This window comes from Spongiibacter tropicus DSM 19543, from assembly GCF_000420325.1.
Taxonomy (GTDB): Bacteria; Pseudomonadota; Gammaproteobacteria; order Pseudomonadales; family Spongiibacteraceae; genus Spongiibacter; species Spongiibacter tropicus.
In genome coordinates this window covers 430006-446120 of record NZ_ATUS01000001.1, presented here as the reverse complement: position 1 = coordinate 446120, position 16115 = coordinate 430006, and the positions used below count along the sequence as shown (strand labels likewise).

At 58.9% G+C, this 16115-nt stretch carries 14 protein-coding genes; 7 read left to right on the top strand and 7 right to left on the bottom strand.

Translation table 11 applies throughout. From position 1 onward, the window contains the following. The first annotated feature begins 13 nt into the window (after window positions 1-13). From G411_RS0102185 to G411_RS19010, 6 genes are all read left to right on the top strand, one after another. A complete protein-coding gene (locus G411_RS0102185; RefSeq protein WP_022957532.1) occupies window positions 14-769 on the top strand; it encodes an amidohydrolase family protein in 756 nt (251 codons plus the stop codon). Between the two features lie 94 nt (window positions 770-863). Continuing rightward, window positions 864-1817, top strand: coding sequence for an adenosylcobinamide-phosphate synthase CbiB (gene cbiB / locus G411_RS0102180; RefSeq protein WP_022957531.1), 954 nt, complete (start codon window positions 864-866; stop codon window positions 1815-1817). Continuing rightward, complete coding sequence (locus G411_RS19015; RefSeq protein ID WP_157581094.1) at window positions 1799-2839, top strand: aminotransferase class I/II-fold pyridoxal phosphate-dependent enzyme; 1041 nt, start codon at window positions 1799-1801, stop codon at window positions 2837-2839. The genes cbiB and G411_RS19015 overlap by 19 nt, the downstream gene beginning before the upstream one ends. Window positions 2840-2909: 70 nt before the next feature. Continuing rightward, entirely contained in the window at window positions 2910-3236 is a 327-nt protein-coding gene (locus G411_RS0102170; protein ID WP_022957529.1) for a BolA family protein, read from the top strand. Then, window positions 3233-4171, top strand: a complete 939-nt coding sequence (gene trhO / locus G411_RS0102165) for an oxygen-dependent tRNA uridine(34) hydroxylase TrhO (protein ID WP_022957528.1) — start codon at window positions 3233-3235, stop codon at window positions 4169-4171. The genes G411_RS0102170 and trhO overlap by 4 nt, the downstream gene beginning before the upstream one ends. Before the next feature lie 213 nt (window positions 4172-4384). Next, window positions 4385-6097, top strand: a complete 1713-nt coding sequence (locus tag G411_RS19010; protein WP_022957527.1) for a WS/DGAT/MGAT family O-acyltransferase — start codon at window positions 4385-4387, stop codon at window positions 6095-6097. Window positions 6098-6150: 53 nt separating this feature from the next. Here the strand turns inward: G411_RS19010 and G411_RS21270 are convergent, their stop codons facing one another. From G411_RS21270 to G411_RS0102130, 6 genes are all read right to left on the bottom strand, one after another. Beyond that, entirely contained in the window at window positions 6151-7725 is a 1575-nt protein-coding gene (locus G411_RS21270; RefSeq protein ID WP_022957526.1) for a sensor domain-containing diguanylate cyclase, read from the bottom strand. A gap of 96 nt (window positions 7726-7821) precedes the next feature. Beyond that, on the bottom strand, window positions 7822-9198 hold the full coding sequence (locus tag G411_RS0102150; RefSeq protein ID WP_022957525.1) for a multicopper oxidase family protein: 1377 nt from the start codon (window positions 9196-9198) through the stop codon (window positions 7822-7824). Window positions 9199-9219: 21 nt separating this feature from the next. Continuing rightward, entirely contained in the window at window positions 9220-10362 is a 1143-nt protein-coding gene (locus G411_RS21265; RefSeq protein ID WP_022957524.1) for a DUF1513 domain-containing protein, read from the bottom strand. 1 nt (window position 10363) lies between these two features. Further along, window positions 10364-11488 (bottom strand): imelysin family protein, encoded by a 1125-nt coding sequence (locus G411_RS0102140; RefSeq protein WP_022957523.1) that lies wholly within the window; start codon window positions 11486-11488, stop codon window positions 10364-10366. Beyond that, window positions 11489-12730 carry a di-heme oxidoredictase family protein gene (locus G411_RS18995; RefSeq protein WP_022957522.1) on the bottom strand — a complete coding sequence of 414 codons (1242 nt, stop codon included), beginning with the start codon at window positions 12728-12730 and terminating at the stop codon, window positions 11489-11491. 3 nt (window positions 12731-12733) lie between these two features. Continuing rightward, the gene (locus tag G411_RS0102130) at window positions 12734-13975 is read right to left on the bottom strand and encodes an imelysin family protein (RefSeq protein ID WP_022957521.1); all 1242 of its coding nucleotides are present in this window, start codon (window positions 13973-13975) and stop codon (window positions 12734-12736) included. Window positions 13976-14171: 196 nt separating this feature from the next. Here G411_RS0102130 and G411_RS0102125 point away from each other — a divergent pair, with 196 nt between their 5' ends. Further along, entirely contained in the window at window positions 14172-15035 is an 864-nt protein-coding gene (locus G411_RS0102125; RefSeq protein ID WP_022957520.1) for an HpcH/HpaI aldolase/citrate lyase family protein, read from the top strand. On the opposite strand, the gene G411_RS18990 is transcribed toward G411_RS0102125, so the two are convergent. Continuing rightward, window positions 15036-16073, bottom strand: a complete 1038-nt coding sequence (locus G411_RS18990; protein ID WP_022957519.1) for a YheT family hydrolase — start codon at window positions 16071-16073, stop codon at window positions 15036-15038. It abuts the gene before it with no gap. Window positions 16074-16115 lie beyond the last annotated feature (42 nt).

The window sequence follows — 16115 nt, the reverse complement described above, 5'->3', positions numbered from 1 at the left end:
AGAGGACGGCGTCATGGATCACATGATTTTCGATGCGCACCTGCACATTATTGACCCGGCGTACCCATTGGTCAGTAACGAAGGCTATCTTCCCGATCCCTATACCGTCGATGACTACGTCGGTCAGACGGTCGAGCTGGGGATTGGTGGTGGAGCCGTGGTCTCCGGTTCTTTCCAGAGTTTTGATCAGTCTTACCTGCAGGCCGCGTTGGCCAATCTTGGCCCGCACTTTGTCGGCGTTACCCAGTTGCCTCTCGATGTCTCCGACGAATCGCTGATGGCTCTCGATGCCTGCCGGGTTCGGGCTCTGCGTTTTAATGTACGGCGCGGCGGTCGGGAGGCCGTTGAACACCTGAGCTATTTTGCCGAGCGCGTGCACGAAATGCTCGGTTGGCACGCCGAGATTTATTGCGACAGTCGTCACTTGGGCGAGCTTGAAACCGCCTTGTATCGATTACCTGCGGTGAGCATTGACCATCTCGGGCTGAGCAAAAAAGGCCTGCCGCTGCTGTATCGTCTGGTAGAGAAGGGCGTGCGGGTGAAGGCCACCGGGTTCGGACGGGTGGATTTTGCTGTGAGCCAAGTGCTGAGGCGACTCTACGACATCAATCCTCAGGCGTTGATGTTCGGTACAGACCTGCCGTCGACTCGCTCGCCGAGACCGTTCAACCCTGTGGATATCGAAATCATTGGCAACACCTTAGGAGACGACGGTGCAAGGCGGGTGCTCTGGGAAAATGCCGCCGAGTTTTACCGCTTGCCGAATTGAGCTGCGGTGACCGCCGCCATGTTTTTGCCTTGACCCCTGCTTGGGCGGACGATTAAAGTCCCGGCCTGATTGTTGTGTTAGTTGATCCCTCCTCATGACTGTATCCATCTCTGCCACCGCTGCGGCTGTATTGCTTGCGGTTCTGCTGGACCGCTTTCTTGGCGAACCCGCGCGCGCGCACCCACTGGTGTGGTTTGGGCGTATCGCCCAGTGGCTGGAAGCGCGTTTGAATTCTCCGGCATCCGAGCGGCAGACTCCGTCACGACAGATTTGGCGCGGCGCGCTGGCCTGGCTTGTGGCGGTGTTGCCGTTATTGGCACTGGTCTATCTGCTTACGCGCTGGGTGTCGGCACATTGGCCGGTGCTGGGTGTTTTGCTGGATGCGGCGCTGCTGTATCTGGCAATTGGCTGGCAAAGTATGCGCGAGCATATCTGGCCTATTGAACGGGCGCTTCTTGCCAGTGATGAGCCGCGCGCCCGACAGGCGCTTTCGCTGATTGTCAGCCGCGATACCGCTGAGCTGGATCAGCAGCAGGTCGCGACGGCGGCCTGTGAGTCGCTGTTGGAAAACAGCAGCGATGCGCTGTTTGCCTCGCTGTTCTGGTATGCCCTTGGCGGGCCGGTGATGGTGATTATGCATCGTCTGGCGAACACTCTGGACGCCATGTGGGGGTATCGCAGTACCCGCTTTTTATATTTTGGCCGCCTTGCCGCGCGTCTGGATGATGTGCTGAATTTCTTCCCGGCACAGCTCACGGCCCTGGGTTTTGCATTGCTTCGCCTGTCGCCCGGCAGCGTTCGCCGCCAGTTTATGCAGGGCTGGAGCTGGAAAAGCCTTAATGCTGGTGCTGTGATGGCCAGCGGCGCGTCGGCACTGGGGATTCAACTGGGTGGTGGCGCCCGCTATCACGGCGAGTGGCAGCCGCGTGCAACGCTGGGGCAGGGGCGTGCTGCCGCGCCCGGAGACTTGAGCCGTGGTTTGCGACTGGTGGATCAGCTCTGCCTGCTGTGGCTGCTGGTGATCCTGTTGTGGAATATTCAGCTGTGAGTGATGGCTTGCAGCCCGTTCACGGTGGTGATCCGCGCTATGTGAGATACCCGGCGGCAATGCCGCAGCCGCTGTTGAATCTGGCTACTGGCGTGAATCCCTGGCCCTGGCCTGTACCCCCGATTCCCGAGGACGTCTGGCAGGAGCTGCCCTATGACTGTCCCGTGCTACAGAGTGCTGCGGCGAGCTACTATCAGCTTGCTCCTGAGCAGCTATTGCTGAGCAGCGGCAGCCAACCGATTATTCAGTTGCTGCCAGAGCTGTATCCCTTGGGCGAGGTGTTGCTCCCCAGCGTCGCTTACGAAGAACATGCCTACCGTTGGCAGCAGGCCGGACATCGGCTGCATCGCTTTGACAATGACGGCGACGTGGCCGCACTGCTGATAGAAAAACCGATTCGCTATCTGGTGCTGGTCAGCCCGAATAATCCGGATGGACATTGCATTCCCGTTGCCCAGCTTCGGGAATGGTTGGCCTTATTACCGGACAACGGACTGATGGTGGTGGATCAGGCCTATGTGGACGGTTACCCGGACTATCAGGCCAATGCCTTGCTGGACAGTGGCAGGGTAGTGTTGCTGCGCTCGGTCGGGAAATTCTTTGGCTTGCCTGGCCTGCGTCTCGGGGCGGCACTCGCCGCGCCTGAATGTCTCGATCGCCTGGCGCGTTTGCTGGGGCCCTGGCCCATTAACCGGGCGGCCCAATACCTAGGCGCGCAATTGTTTGCTGACAGCGACTGGCAGCAGACAAACCAGCGGCGACTGCTGCGGGCGTCCGGTGAACAGGCCGCCCTGTGGGCGGCGCTGTTCGGTGGGGAGGCTGTTGCCTGCCAGTCTCAAGCGCTGTTTAACAGTTATCGACTGCCGCTGAGACGTGCGGACGACTGGGCCTCGGCACTGCTTGCACAGGGCATTCTGAGCCGCGTATATCGCTGCGGTGAATGGGGGTATCTGCGTTTGGGGCTGGCGGAAGATGCTGGCCTGCTGAAGGCGAGGCTGGGGGCGGTGATCGCGCCGAGCTGAGTCAATTCGACGCGGCCTACACTGTGAATCGGGTGTATAATACCCGGTGTATTCACAGGAGTTGACCACCATGCAGATTGAGCAGGCGATTCGCGAAAAACTGCTTGCCGGGTTTGACCCGTCTCACCTCGAACTCATCAACGAAAGCCACATGCACAGTGTGCCCGCCAATTCAGAGACCCATTTCAAGGTCGTACTGGTTTCCGCGGCTTTTGATGGCAAACGACGCGTAGCCCGTCATCAAGCCGTGTACGCCGCGCTGGCCGACGAACTGGCCGGGCCGGTGCACGCACTGGCTTTGCACCTCTTCTCTCCGGATGAATGGCAGGCGCAGTCCACGGTGCCGGACTCGCCGCAGTGTCTGGGTGGCAGCAAGCGCGAGGCCGCTGCCAAATGAGTCAGATAGTTGTTGCTGCCCTGTATAAATTTGTGACCTTGCCCGATTACCGGGAGAAGCGCGAACCGCTGTTGCAGCGCTGCCTGGATTTGGGGGTTCGTGGCACCTTGCTGCTGGCCGAAGAGGGGATCAACGGCACCGTAGCGGGCTCCAGAGACGCTATCGACAGCCTGTTAAGTGAGCTGCGCAGCGATCCGCGTCTGGTGGATCTTGTTCATAAAGAGTCCTACGACGAGGCGCAGCCTTTCTACCGCATGAAGGTCAAGCTCAAAAAAGAGATTGTGACCATGGGTATCGAGGGTATTGATCCCAACCATGTGGTTGGAACCTATGTGAAACCCCGCGACTGGAATGCCCTGATCTCTGACCCCGAAGTGCTGTTGATTGATACGCGCAATGATTACGAGGTGGAAATCGGTACGTTCAAGGGCGCCGTTGATCCCAAAACGGCGACCTTCCGTGAGTTTCCCGAGTATGTGCGCGAGCATTACGATCCTGAAAAGCACAAGAAAGTCGCGATGTTTTGCACAGGCGGCATTCGTTGCGAAAAAGCCTCGGCATTTATGAAACAGGAAGGTTTCGACGAGGTCTACCACCTTGAGGGTGGCATCCTGAAGTACCTCGAAGAGGTGGATGCGCAGTCCAGCCTGTGGGAAGGCGAGTGTTTTGTTTTCGACAACCGCGTCTCCGTAAAGCAGGGACTGGAAGTGGGCAGTTATGCACTGTGCCATGGCTGTCGTCACCCGATCAGTGACGAGGACCGCCGGCACCCGCAATTTGAGGAAGGGGTAAGCTGTCCGTCCTGTTACGAAACATTGACCGAGGAGCAGCGCAAGCGCTTCCGCGATCGTCAGAAACAGGTGGAGCTGGCGCGTCAGCGTCAGGTTCCTCATGTCGGTGCACCGCCGCCGGAGCGACAGCGACGGTCGCAGTGAGTGCACCTTTTTGGGCACTATGTCGCGTTAACGGGTATGTGTGCTACCGTTAGTTTGTGCAGCGCTGTTACACTTTTGGAATGATATGTGCATTCCCGGTGCTTGGCTGGCCTTAGGGCCGATAAGCAACACCGCGCTGTTGGAAAATGGATTTTCCCTGCCGCGCAGGTGGTCAGGCAGTCAGGGATAATAATTAACGAGGTGTGATCAGGCATGAAGCAACTAGGTATACTCGACTCGGCATTTGTCAATCTGGAGCACCCCAACACGCCTCAGCATGTGGGCGGTATGGGGATTTACGACCCTTCGACGGCGCCGGGTGGCTTCGTGCGCTTCAAGGGTGTGATTGCCAATTTCGAACGTCGACTCAAGAAGCACTCGATCTTTCGCTCGCGCCTCGTCAAGGTGCCGGGGAATCTTGATCGCCCCTATTGGGTGCAAGATGCCAATTTCGACGTGGAATTCCACATTCGGCACCTCGCGCTTCCTCAGCCCGGTGACTGGCGCCAGCTCTGTATTTTGATTGCCCGTCTGCATGCCCGTCCACTGGATATGTCACGTCCGCTGTGGGAGGCCTATATCATCGAGGGGCTGGATAATATTCCGGGTGTCCCCAAGGGTGGTTTTGCCATCTATACCAAGATGCACCACTCGCTGGTTGATGGCGCCGGTGGTTCGTCAATCATGTCGGTGATTCACGATTTGGAAGCGGACCCCGCGGCGGTGCCGGAAGGACCGGATACCGTCATGGTCGATGTGGCGCCCAGTTCCTTGTACCTGGGCACGGCGACGGCGATCAATCAGGTCAAGAATACCGTCAAAATGGTCGGTAGCGCGGCGAGCACATTGAGAGACCTCGGCAAGATGGCGTGGGGTGTGGCCCGCAAACAGATTCCCATGCCGCCGATTGCCTCGCCCAGAACCCGCTTCAACAAACCGGTAGGGCCGTATCGCGTTTTTGAGGCCGCCGAGTTTCCGCTGGATGATTTTAAAATCATCAAGAATTACGCCGACGTAAAAATCAATGACGTGGTGTTGGCGGTGGTGGGTGGCGCAATGCGCAAGTACCTCAAGCATCACGAGGAGCTGCCTGATGACAGCCTGGCGGTATCTATCCCCTTGAATATGCGGACTCGCCGCGGCGTGTCTGATGAGAACAACCAGATCGGCTCGGTATTTGTTGAAGTGCACACCGAGCTTGATGATCCGCTGGAGCGTTTGAAGGCGGTCCACAAGGGCTCGCAGGATGCCAAGGTCTACGGAGAGAACTCGCCGCTGGTTGACGTTTTGTGTCTTGCTGGCGTGATGGCTCCCGCGCTGACCCGCCCGCTGGTCAACACCTATGTTAACAACGAGCTGACACAGCACCTGCCGCTGGGTATCAGCTCGGTGGTGTCGAATGTGGCGGGGCCGCCGTTCCCGCTGTACTCGGCGGGCGCAAAAATGGTTCGCTACTACGGCTTGGGCCTGCTGACACCGGGCGTTGGTTTGTTCCATCTGATCTACAGTGCCTGTGGTGTTGTGACGATGTCGATTCTCGGCGATCGCGACTCCATGCCAGACCCCGCCTTCTATCGCCAGTGTGCTGAAGAAGCGTTTGCAGACTTGCTGGCGGCGGTGAAAGCGGCAGAGAAGGCGGATGCAGAGGCTGCGGAGGCTGCCAAGAAGAAACCGGCACCAAAGCGGGCCGCTGGCAAAGCTAAGGCCCCCGTTCGCAAAGCGCGTTCAAGTAAGGCATCGTCGAGCAAGAGCAGCGAAGCCGCAGCGCCCAAGCGTGCCACAGCCAAGAAGGCGGCGTCGAGCGGCAAGCGGAGCAGCGCGGCCAAGGCAACAGCCGCTAAAGCGGATGGCGACAAAGTCAGCTCACTGTTTGGCGGCAGCGACGCCGCAGCCAGCAATGTCGTGGCACTCAGCGCTGAAAAATAAGCCGTGATTGGAGTAAAAGAGAACCGCTATCCCCGTTGGGGGTAGCGGTTTTTTTACGGCTGGGATTTGTGCGTGTTATTGATCAGTTGCAGCGATGAGGACTCGTACACGGCGACATTGTCACGTCCCAATTGCTTGGCGCGGTACAACGCTTTGTCAGCCTGTCGGATAAGCTGCTCCTGGCTGTTGCTCTCGTCAGGCGTCAGGCTGGAAACGCCGGCACTGGCGGAGACCTGGCCGCGGTGAGCTGCCCCGGCATGCGGAATATGGCGCTGACGAAGCGCATTCAGCGTACGCTCTGCCATCAACTCTGCACAGTGGTAATCGGCGTCGAGCAGCAGCACGATAAATTCCTCTCCGCCCGTCCGAGCGACGACGTCGGTGTCGCGTGTGAAGACCTCTTGCAACAGCGAGGCAAATACCTTGAGCACGGTGTCGCCGCCCTCATGCCCATACAGATCATTGTATTGCTTGAAGTAGTCCAGATCGAAAACAATTGCGCTGAGCGGCATGTGTTTGCGCTGTGAGAGCCGCCACTGATAATCCAGACGCTCCTGGAACAGACGTCGATTACCAATACCGGTCAGCGAGTCTTTATACGAGTAGTTTTCCAACTGCTGGGTATGTCCGCCAACGTGGTTGAGCAGTTCATTACATTCGTCCACCAGCTTGCCCAGTTCATCCCGGTGCCGGTATTCAAAGCGTTCTCCGTAATTACTGGTCTGTCGCACACGTCGCATAGTCGCGGTGAGTTGTTGAATGGGCTTGACGATGCTGTGGCGCATGACCAGCAAGATCAGACCCCAAGCCAGAATCGAGAAACTCAATGCGGCGACAATGGTGGGGCTGAATGTTCTTTCGTCAAAAGCCCGGGGAGCCGTGTTGAATTTAAGAGAGAGAATGTGATTGTCATTGCGATCATGCAGTTCAGCGTAAAGCGTATCGGCATCACTGCGTTGTCCCAGCCCCACACCGTAGTGCTTTCTCTGGTTCTTACTGTCGGCAAGACTCAGGGCCTCCACAGACAAGCCCAGGTGTTCCCCTAGCTCTTCGATCATCGCTGGGCTTAATCGCCGGACGGCGGCATAGATTGCGGGTAATTTATCGGTGTTCCAGCTTGCCCGTCCCGCCGCATAAACCAGCGGGCCATCGGCCTGGCTGACCATCAATCCCGAGGTCGTAGCGCCATCCGTACTGTCGAGCTGGGCGATAATTTTCTTCAGCACTTCGCTCAAGGCGCGGGGAGAGGGCGGTGTGTCTGCCTTATCGACCAGTTCGCCGACTCGCATCACGGCATTGTCACCGCTTTTGTCGGCGAGAATGAAATAGTCCAGCTCTTCGTAACCGCCGATGTGGGCGAGGTCGAGAACAATCGGGGACCAGTTTATTGTGCCGCCGAGATTCTGCAGCACACCGGCCGCTGCGTAGATGCGTTTTATGCGGCTTTCAAGGTTTTCGCGATAATGGTCAATGGCGTGAGTGAAGCGTTCTATATCACGTTGGTCTGCTTCACGTTCAATACTGAGCAGGTGTGGATTAAGAATATAGTTTCGGGCGAGCAAACCGGACAGCAAGGTGACCAGCATGGTGCAGGCGACAAGTAGTCCGGCTTTGGTGACGAGTCTCATGCGCGCCAAGTATTCCTGTGACAGTAGTAGAAACCATATCGCGATGCGGGTCACGAGTACAAGGGAGACGCGCCATCCTGTCAGTGTTGGGCAGGATCAGCTGATGGAGATGTAGCCCATCAAGCCTGTTTTCATATGTTCAATCACATGGCAGTGAAACATCCAGTCGCCGGGATTGTCGGCCACAAAAGCGATGCGTGCGCGCTCGTTCTTCTCTAACAGAATTGTATCGCTATGGTAGGGGATAATGCTGCGCTTGTTAGATGACAATACGGTAAAGATTAAACCGTGCAGGTGGATCGGATGCTGATGCGGCGTCGCATTGTGTAGTTCGGCAATGTAGCTGCGGCCCAGTGTCAGCTTCGCCAGCGGTTCCGGCAGGCTGTGGTGGCCCTCGCCGCCGTCCCAGGCGCGGCGATTGATGAGCCAGAAGCTGTGATCGACTGCGCCGTCTGCGCGGGTGGGTGACAGCGCTCCCTGCCACTCAAATACAAAACGCAGGATTTCTGCCTTGTCGAGATCAGGTGTCGCAATCGGATTGGCGGGTAGATTGGGCAGGGTTGTCGGTGCCGTATGTCGGGCATTCTCGACAACCCTCAGTCGGCAAAGCTCAACGCCAAACCGGCCTTTTTTATCGTAAACGGGGATTTCTTCTCCTACACGGTCGGGGGCATACATGGCGAGATCCATGCGCATTCCTGCGCCCAGTGGTGTCAATTCAAAGGGGCGATGGGGAATGACCGGGCTGCCGTCCAGCGAAAGGATTCGCGTCTCATGTCCACTGACTTCCGGGCGAAATACCCGCGTGTTGTCCATATTTAGAATACGCAGTCGCAAGGCGGCGCCCGCGGGGACGTCGATGATAGGGCGCTGCTGGCCGTTCACCGTGTTTACCGTCCCCAGGGTGCCATCCCGGAAGGCTTCCCGGGGAATCGACAGCGGCAGATAGCTGCCATCCGGCTTCAGGCGCCAGTCTTTCAGACCAATGATGACCTCGTGGTAGGGCGGGGCATCGGGCTCCTCGACGATCAGGGCGCCGACCATTCCCATCCCCAGCTGGCGGATGCTGTGTATATGCGGGTGGTACCAGAATGTGCCGGCGTCCGGGCAGACAAAGTCGTAAACAAAGCTCTCGCCGGGTTCGACCGGCTTCTGACTGAGCATGGGCACGCCATCCATCGCATTGTCGATACGGATGCCATGCCAGTGAATGGTACTGGCCTGTTCCAGTTTATTATCAAAGCGCAGGCGCAGCCGCTTACCCTGCTTTACGCGAAGCACTGGCGCGGGAAACTGCCCGTTAAAACCGAGGATATCCGTGGGCGCATCGCCAAGCAGATTTTCCCGGCCCGTCTCGGCGGTCAAAATATAGTCGAAGTCATCGGCGGGCGACGCCATAGCCAGACTCATGCGTGGCAGGCTGGCTGCCGTGGCCAGGGCGAGGCTGTGTTTCAATATACTGCGTCGTTTCATGGTTGCTCTCGGCGTGTGGGGTCAGCTCGTGGGCAGTTGGCTTGCCAGTTCGGCGCCAATCAGGCTGAGGTGATTATCCCAGTGAAACTCGGGGAGATAAGCAAGTTGTCTCGGCGTGCGTTCGCCGGCGCGAACCGCTACCAGTTGTCCAGTGCTGCTGCTGATCACAAATTGCCGGTACTGGGGGTCGTAGACGGCGCCAGCACAGTCTCTGAGCTGCCAGCTTTGAATCAGACGCTGTTCGGCAATCGACCACAGTGCAAACTGGTTATCCAAAGGAAAACTGCACAGCGCCTGGCCACTGTCATCGAGTGCAACGCTGGCGACATAGTCGTGCCGCATAGGCAGTGGACGCTGACGGTCCAGCGCGCGCAGCGAGCTGCCGCGGCGGTGGTGGTAAAGCAATGGCTGGGTTGAGGGGCGGGGGCCCTGGAATTGCGCGCCGACAACCACATCACCGTGGGCATTGACATCCAGGTGCCGCAGGCTGAGCTGCGGGTGCGGTGACGGGACGAATTCCGCAACGGCCCCGCTGGGTAGGTGGATATAGCTCAGCCCCGGCTCCAGAGCCTCGGGGTTGAGGGTTTTACGGCCTGAGTCTGGCAGTGTTTTCAGTCCGCCGACGGCAACCACCAGGTGTTCACCATCGGGCATCAATGCCAACTCATGGGGGCCGATACCGCCGCAGTCGATATGGCCGAGATAGCGGTAGCCGTCATGGCTGTCGTAACAACCAATGGCGCCACGGCCGTCTCCAGCTACGTGATTTTCGGTAGTGTAGAGCGTGCGGTCATCGGCTCCGAGGCAGCCATGCCCGTAGAAGTGAAAGCCATCTTGGGCCTGAATCGTTTGTTTAAGCTCTCCACTGTGCAGGTCGGTGATATACACATGGGTACCGGGGCGGCGAGCAAAGAACAGGGCTTCCTTACGCGCGGGGTGAACACAGCTGTCGTGTCCGCGTTCATGGCTGCTCAGACTAAACGCGAGTTTGCCGGATTGGGTCGCGCCAAACTGGCAGCCGCCATGGCCATCGTAGGCAGCGCTGCATAGTGGCGTGTAAGCACGGCCGTCTGAATTCGGTGAAATGATGCCACGCCCCTGCCACAACAGCGCGGCCCCGAGGGGCAACGCAAGAGATGAAAGCAGTACCTCGCGTCGTTTCATCTCAGTCTCCGTCGGCGCCGTTGAAGCTCAAAGTGATATTTAATGCGGCGGGCAGTTCGTCTTTCAGCAGCAGAAGGAGGGCTTGTACTTCACTGAGCAGTGCCTGTTCCTTGCGGGTGTCGGCACCGCTGCTGAGTTGCTCGAACAGGCTGCCATCCAGATTCTGTGCAGCGGCAATGCAGCGCTCAAAGGCGGCACTGATTTCATCCGCCAAGGCAGTTTGACCCTGGTCGCGGAGGTAGTCGTCCAGCCCGTATAGTTTGTCGGCGAGGAAAAGCCGCTGCATGGCATTCAAACTGCTGAGAATACTCTGGGCGGAGAATCCGCTCCGCCACCATTCGAGCATGTAGGGTTGGGGGATTGCCGGTTTGCGGTCACTGCCCATAGGGCGCGACAGCTTGTCACGGCCGACCAGCTCGGCGCCTTCCACCAGACTTTCTATCAAGGTGGCGACGGCCAGTTGGGTGTCGGGGAAGCTGATATTATCTTTGCCGGGGTGGGTGAAGGTTTTCAGGTAATCCCCATGGTCCGGCAGCCAGCTCTCATACAATGCCCGGCTGACATTCTGCTGGTGTGCTGCGATGGCTTGCAGAGCGTCACAACGGCGATGATCATCTTGCTGATACCTTGCCAGTTGTCCGGCTTTTTCATCAAAAAGCAGATACTCCAGCGCATTCAAGCCCTGAATCACGACGCTGGCATCGGCAATACTCTGCGTGGTGATGGCTTCACCGTTCTGCAGAAACGCTTCCATTTTTCGGGCAACCAGATTTTTACGATCGGGCCAGAACTGGATTTTCCAGCTGACATTATCCACGGTGACCGGGCCGAAGTGCTTGACCTGCAAACCTGACCACGCCACGGCACTGTTGCGCCAGAGTTCCCGGCTGGCGTCCAGCGTCTCTTCACTCGGTGCCTCGCAAAAACGCTGCGTGGCCGAGGCGAGCTGGGTTGCCGTATCGGCAAACCCCATATACGCGGGAAGCAGGCTGGCGTTGGCCGTGCTTTCCAGCAGCCGTTCTTCAGGTGCAGGGCTACAGGCTGCGAGTGTGCTGGCTATGGCCGTCACGGCGAGTCCGTTGATGAATCGACCAGAGAAAAAACGCGTTGTCGCAGTCTGGTACATTTACAGCTCCTGTAAAAAGCGGATGAGATCGTTAAGGTCTTGCGCTGACAATTGGCGGTAGCGCTGGACACTGGCTGTGGCTTCGCCGCCGTGCCATAGAATGGCTTCGTGGATAGTGCCTGCGCGGCCATCGTGCAGTAATCGTGTATTGTCTGGGTCACGGCTGCGAAAGCCAAGCCCCCATAGCGGCGCCGTTCGCCATTCATGCCCTTCGGCGCCACCTTCGGCAACAGTATCGGCCAGGCCCTCGCCCATATCGTGCAACAGCAAATCGCTGTAAGGCTGAATGGCGTCGTCGCCGAGTGGCAGAGAGGGCCGGTGGCAGGCGGCGCAGTCCAGCGCATGGAGCAGTCGCTTGCCAGCCGGGTGCGGCGTCGCTGTTGCCGTCGGTATGCTCAGCCCCCGGAAGTAGAGCAGTACAGCATTGAAAAGTTTCTCACTGATTTCCACGTCCTCTCCCGGCGCGGCGCCCGATGCACGTTGGCAACGCTGCTGCTGGAGGGGCGGCAGCGACGGATCGTCGCAGCGGCGACTGTGGCGCAGAGAGGAATCGATGCCCATATCTTCTGCAAAGGCCTGAGCAATCTGTTCGGCCAGACTTGGCTGCGCCGCCTTCCAGCCAAAACGGCCAAGCTGTCGCGCTTTTCCCGATTCCTCGTTAGCGGGCAGCAAGGCGGGGCGACCTGAGATGCCATCACCATTGAGGTCGTCGGGATCTGCCCACGCCACAATATCGGCATCGCGGACTTGGTCCAGTGCCGCGACGCCGCGCAGTTCCGGGGCCAGTCTTGCTGACACCGCCAATGTGGGTTGATCAAGAACCGTGTAGCGTCGAGCGCGCAACGCCCCGTTCAGCGTTTCTTGCCAATGAATGCGTCCCTCTGCTGAAAAACCCGGCAGTGCACGGTCTTGCAGTTGGCTGCCCAATGGGCTGTCGATGGGCAGGCGGAGAACCAGTCCAGGGCCGTTTTCGGGAAGCTGCCCCTGGCCATTGCCCGGATGACAGGCAAGGCAGCTATTGGCGTTGAACCAAGGGCCAAGCCCGTCGCGCGCCGTTGTGGTGGCGGGGGCGGATACCCAGGGTTTATGGGTGAAGCTGCGCCCGACGGCCCAGTCCAGGCGTTGTTCATTCGTCAGTGATGAGCCGGGGCGGAGCAGTTGCGGGTCCGCCGAGCGCTCAGACGCCTGCAGGGCACTGCACAATGCCGCCAGCAGCAGGGCAACAAGCGCAGGGCGCCGCATCAATTAGATCGCGTTGGGATTGATGTCGAGGCTGGCGGCGGCATCTTCCAGGAGTCGAGTCTGCTGACTGAGCGCCTCAAGAATGCTGACCAGCAGTTTGCGTCCCTGTTCGTTGCCGGGGGCAATCAATACGTCGAAGGGCTGCTGTTGAGCGCCTTCGGCGAGGGCTTTCAGTTTACTCAGCTCCGCCATGGTGTGGTCCAGTGCGCCGCGCATCTTGGTGTCTGCATCGGCATTGGCAGCCGCCACGGCATCGTGCAGTGAAGGCCCCGTCAGTTTGCTGCCGTCCAGTCGCTGGTATTCGCCCAGATAGACATTGCGAATACCCAGTCCGTCGTAATAGTGGGAGTTGTGTGTGTTGTCACTGAAGCAGTCGTGCTCGTCTTCCGTGGAGTTTGCCTCCAGTGCGACCTTGATGCGCTCGCCGCCCAGTTCGCCGAGACTCAGTGAGCCCATACCGTAGAAAATCCGGGCTATGCCGCGTTCGGCGGGCAGAGCCAGCAGTTCTTTGCGGTAGTTGTCCTTACCGGGCGCCCACTGCGCGGCCATGTCATGCAGGTCGCTGGCGAGCAATTGTGTGGCGGCTCGCAGGAAATCAGCGCGGCGATCGCAGTGGCCGTGAGTGCAGCCCTCGCCGCTGACATAGTCCGTGTAGGGACGCTGGCCTGCGCCGGGTTTATGGCCGTTCAGGTCCTGGCCCCACAGCAGAAACTCCACAGCGTGATAGCCGCTGGTGACATTCGCAGCGTTGCCACCGAGCTCGTTCAGTTCTTCCAGCAGTTCGGGGGTGATGCGGGTCGCGTCAATGTGTGCGCCACCGAGATCAATGCTCGGGTTGGCAATGATATTCAGTTCGGCGGCGATATTGCCCAGCGCGTATACGTAGTCGTCAGCCACATAGTCGATCAGTCCTTCGTCCAGGGGCCAGTTGTTCACCTTGCCTTCCCAGTCATCGACAATGGCATTGCCGAATCGGAACACTTCGCTCTGTTGATACGGCACTCGAGCGGCCAGCCAGGCATCGCGAGCGGCCTTCAGAGTGGTCGCAGACGGGGCGGAGAGCAGGGCGTCGACACGTTGTTTCAGCGTCTCGGCAGCGGTGGCTGCATCGCTGTATATCGCGTAGGCCATGTCACTGTAGTGCGCCACAATGGCTTTCTTGTCGGGGGCGTTGGGCGCTGCGAGGGTAACGGTGGGCAGCAACAGAGAGCAGGACAGCAGTGCGCTCAGCAAGCGTTTGATCATGACGGCTCCTCAACAAGGCCTGTAGACGGTCAACAAGGGTCGCCATTCTATCTCTAATTGAAAATGATTCGCAATTGTGCGGCCGCGATTCCGTCATTCAAATTGCGGTCAGGCATCGGCCTGCGTCGACGCGCCCTGCCAAATCGGGGCGGCAGTGTTGTGCTAGACTGCTACCTTTTTCCTGCGGAGCACAGACATGGCTTTTACTCCTCGACGTTCAGTGTTGTACATGCCCGGTGCCAATACCCGCGCCTTGGAAAAAGCGCGTGGACTGGATGCGGATGTACTGATTCTCGACTTGGAAGATGCCGTGGCCCCGTCGCAGAAAGCGGTGGCGCGTGAGCAGGTGCTGGCGGCGGTGAACGAGGGCGGCTACGGCTATCGCGAGCTGGTAGTTCGCGTGAACGGCTTTGATACCCCTTGGGGGCGTGACGACATTGCGGCTTTTGCTCAGGCGCCTATCGCGGCGCTGTGTTTGCCGAAAGTAGAATCCGCCGCTGAGGTGCGTGCGGTGGCGCAGTTGCTCAAGCAGCACGAGGCACCCGCCGCACTCAAATTGTGGACGATGGCGGAAACGCCGCGAGGCATTTTGTCGATTGACGAGGTGGCGGGTGCCGATCCACGCATGGCGGCGATTGTACTGGGAACGTCTGATCTGGCGAAAGACTTGCGTGTTCCTCATACCCCGTCACGATTGGGTATGATCACGTCCTTGGGGCTTTGTGTGCTGGCCGCCAGAGCGCATGGCCTGGATGTACTGGATGGTGTTCATCTCGACCTGGACGATGCCGAAGGACTGGAGTTGGCCTGCGCGCAAGGCGTTGAGCTGGGATTCGACGGTAAAACCCTGATCCATCCCAAGCAGTTGGCCGCCGCCAATCAGGCGTTCTCGCCCAGTGCTGAACAAATTGCCCGGGCAGAAAAAGTGCGCGATGCCTGGCAACAGGCCGAGGCCGACGGTAAAGGTGTGGTGCTGGTAGACGGGCGCCTGGTTGAGGCGCTGCATGTTGAAGATGCCTTGCGCGTGCTGGCGATAGCCGAGGCCCTGAGCGATCGCTGATCAGTCCTTATCGGCGAATCGCGCTGCACTGGTTGCGGGCGCAGTGGCTTGACGGCGGCTTAATTCAACCAGCTCGAGCAGGCGTTCGTCGATCCAGCTGTCCAGTTGGTAGTTTTTGACGAAGCCACAATGGCCGCCGTAGCGGGGCGTTTCCATACTTAGCTGGTCGATGCCGCGCAGGGTTTCAAAGTCTTCGGCTAGGATCATTGGATCGTCTTGTGCGGCGACGATATGGGCCGGGCTGCTCAGCGTGCTGAGAACGTCCCGGCTGAGCGCATAGGCCCGGAAATAGTCCTCGGGCTCGTCGAAGGGGGTGTGGTTTGGCACAAAGTAGTTGTTGAAGTCGCGCAGTTTGCGCATGCCAGCCAGTCGCTCGCCAAAATCCAGCTCGGGGTAAAGCTCCAGCTTGCGTCGCAGAGAGCGCTTCCACTTTCTTACAAAGTACTGCTCGTATACCCACCAGCCCTGTTCCAGCGCTTCCATGGTGTTTATCGGATTGACGACCGGGCAGACCGCAATGGTCTGGTTCAAGCGGATGCCGGCTTCTTTGGCTCTGGCCGCGATGCGCAGCGAGAAATTGCCTCCGAGAGAAAACCCGGCCAGAAACTGCCAGTCGTGAGGATAGTTGCTTTGAATACTGCGCAGGGCGCCCAGCACTTCGTCCAGCAGCGTCGAATTGAACAGGCCGCGGTTGAGGTGGTGACTGGGGCCATGATCTCGCAGGTTCAGGCGGAATACATCGTAGCCCGCCCGGTAAAACGCGGAGGCGGCTGAGAGCAAGTACGTTGAACGGGAGCTGCCTTCCCAGCCGTGGATCAGGGTAACCAGCCCCCGGCTGCGCTGGTTTTCCTGACGGCAATATTCGCCGAGCAATTGGGTGCCGTGGCCGCAATCAAGAATGACGGATTTACTGACTCGTGACAGCTCCCGACTGCGTGCCATCAGCTTCAGTTTGCGCGGACCCGCAGAGGCCAGTATCGACTGCACATGGGGGTTCTGTAAGGGGCCTGGGGGGAAGAAGTCGCTTGTGTTGGACATGTTCTCGTCGTCTGATCTCTGCTAAGCCGAATGGACTATACT

Bases quoted from the DNA above. Each gene is read 5' to 3' on its own strand.
- G411_RS0102185 (WP_022957532.1), top strand. From the start codon at position 14: ATGGATCACATGATTTTCGATGCGCACCTGCACATTATTGACCCGGCG.
- cbiB (WP_022957531.1), top strand. From the start codon at position 864: ATGACTGTATCCATCTCTGCCACCGCTGCGGCTGTATTGCTTGCGGTT.
- G411_RS0102170 (WP_022957529.1), top strand. From the start codon at position 2,910: ATGCAGATTGAGCAGGCGATTCGCGAAAAACTGCTTGCCGGGTTTGAC.
- trhO (WP_022957528.1), top strand. From the start codon at position 3,233: ATGAGTCAGATAGTTGTTGCTGCCCTGTATAAATTTGTGACCTTGCCC.
- G411_RS19010 (WP_022957527.1), top strand. From the start codon at position 4,385: ATGAAGCAACTAGGTATACTCGACTCGGCATTTGTCAATCTGGAGCAC.
- G411_RS21270 (WP_022957526.1), bottom strand. From the start codon at position 7,725: ATGAGACTCGTCACCAAAGCCGGACTACTTGTCGCCTGCACCATGCTG.
- G411_RS0102150 (WP_022957525.1), bottom strand. From the start codon at position 9,198: ATGAAACGACGCAGTATATTGAAACACAGCCTCGCCCTGGCCACGGCA.
- G411_RS21265 (WP_022957524.1), bottom strand. From the start codon at position 10,362: ATGAAACGACGCGAGGTACTGCTTTCATCTCTTGCGTTGCCCCTCGGG.
- G411_RS0102140 (WP_022957523.1), bottom strand. From the start codon at position 11,488: ATGTACCAGACTGCGACAACGCGTTTTTTCTCTGGTCGATTCATCAAC.
- G411_RS18995 (WP_022957522.1), bottom strand. From the start codon at position 12,730: ATGCGGCGCCCTGCGCTTGTTGCCCTGCTGCTGGCGGCATTGTGCAGT.
- G411_RS0102130 (WP_022957521.1), bottom strand. From the start codon at position 13,975: ATGATCAAACGCTTGCTGAGCGCACTGCTGTCCTGCTCTCTGTTGCTG.
- G411_RS0102125 (WP_022957520.1), top strand. From the start codon at position 14,172: ATGGCTTTTACTCCTCGACGTTCAGTGTTGTACATGCCCGGTGCCAAT.
- G411_RS18990 (WP_022957519.1), bottom strand. From the start codon at position 16,073: ATGTCCAACACAAGCGACTTCTTCCCCCCAGGCCCCTTACAGAACCCC.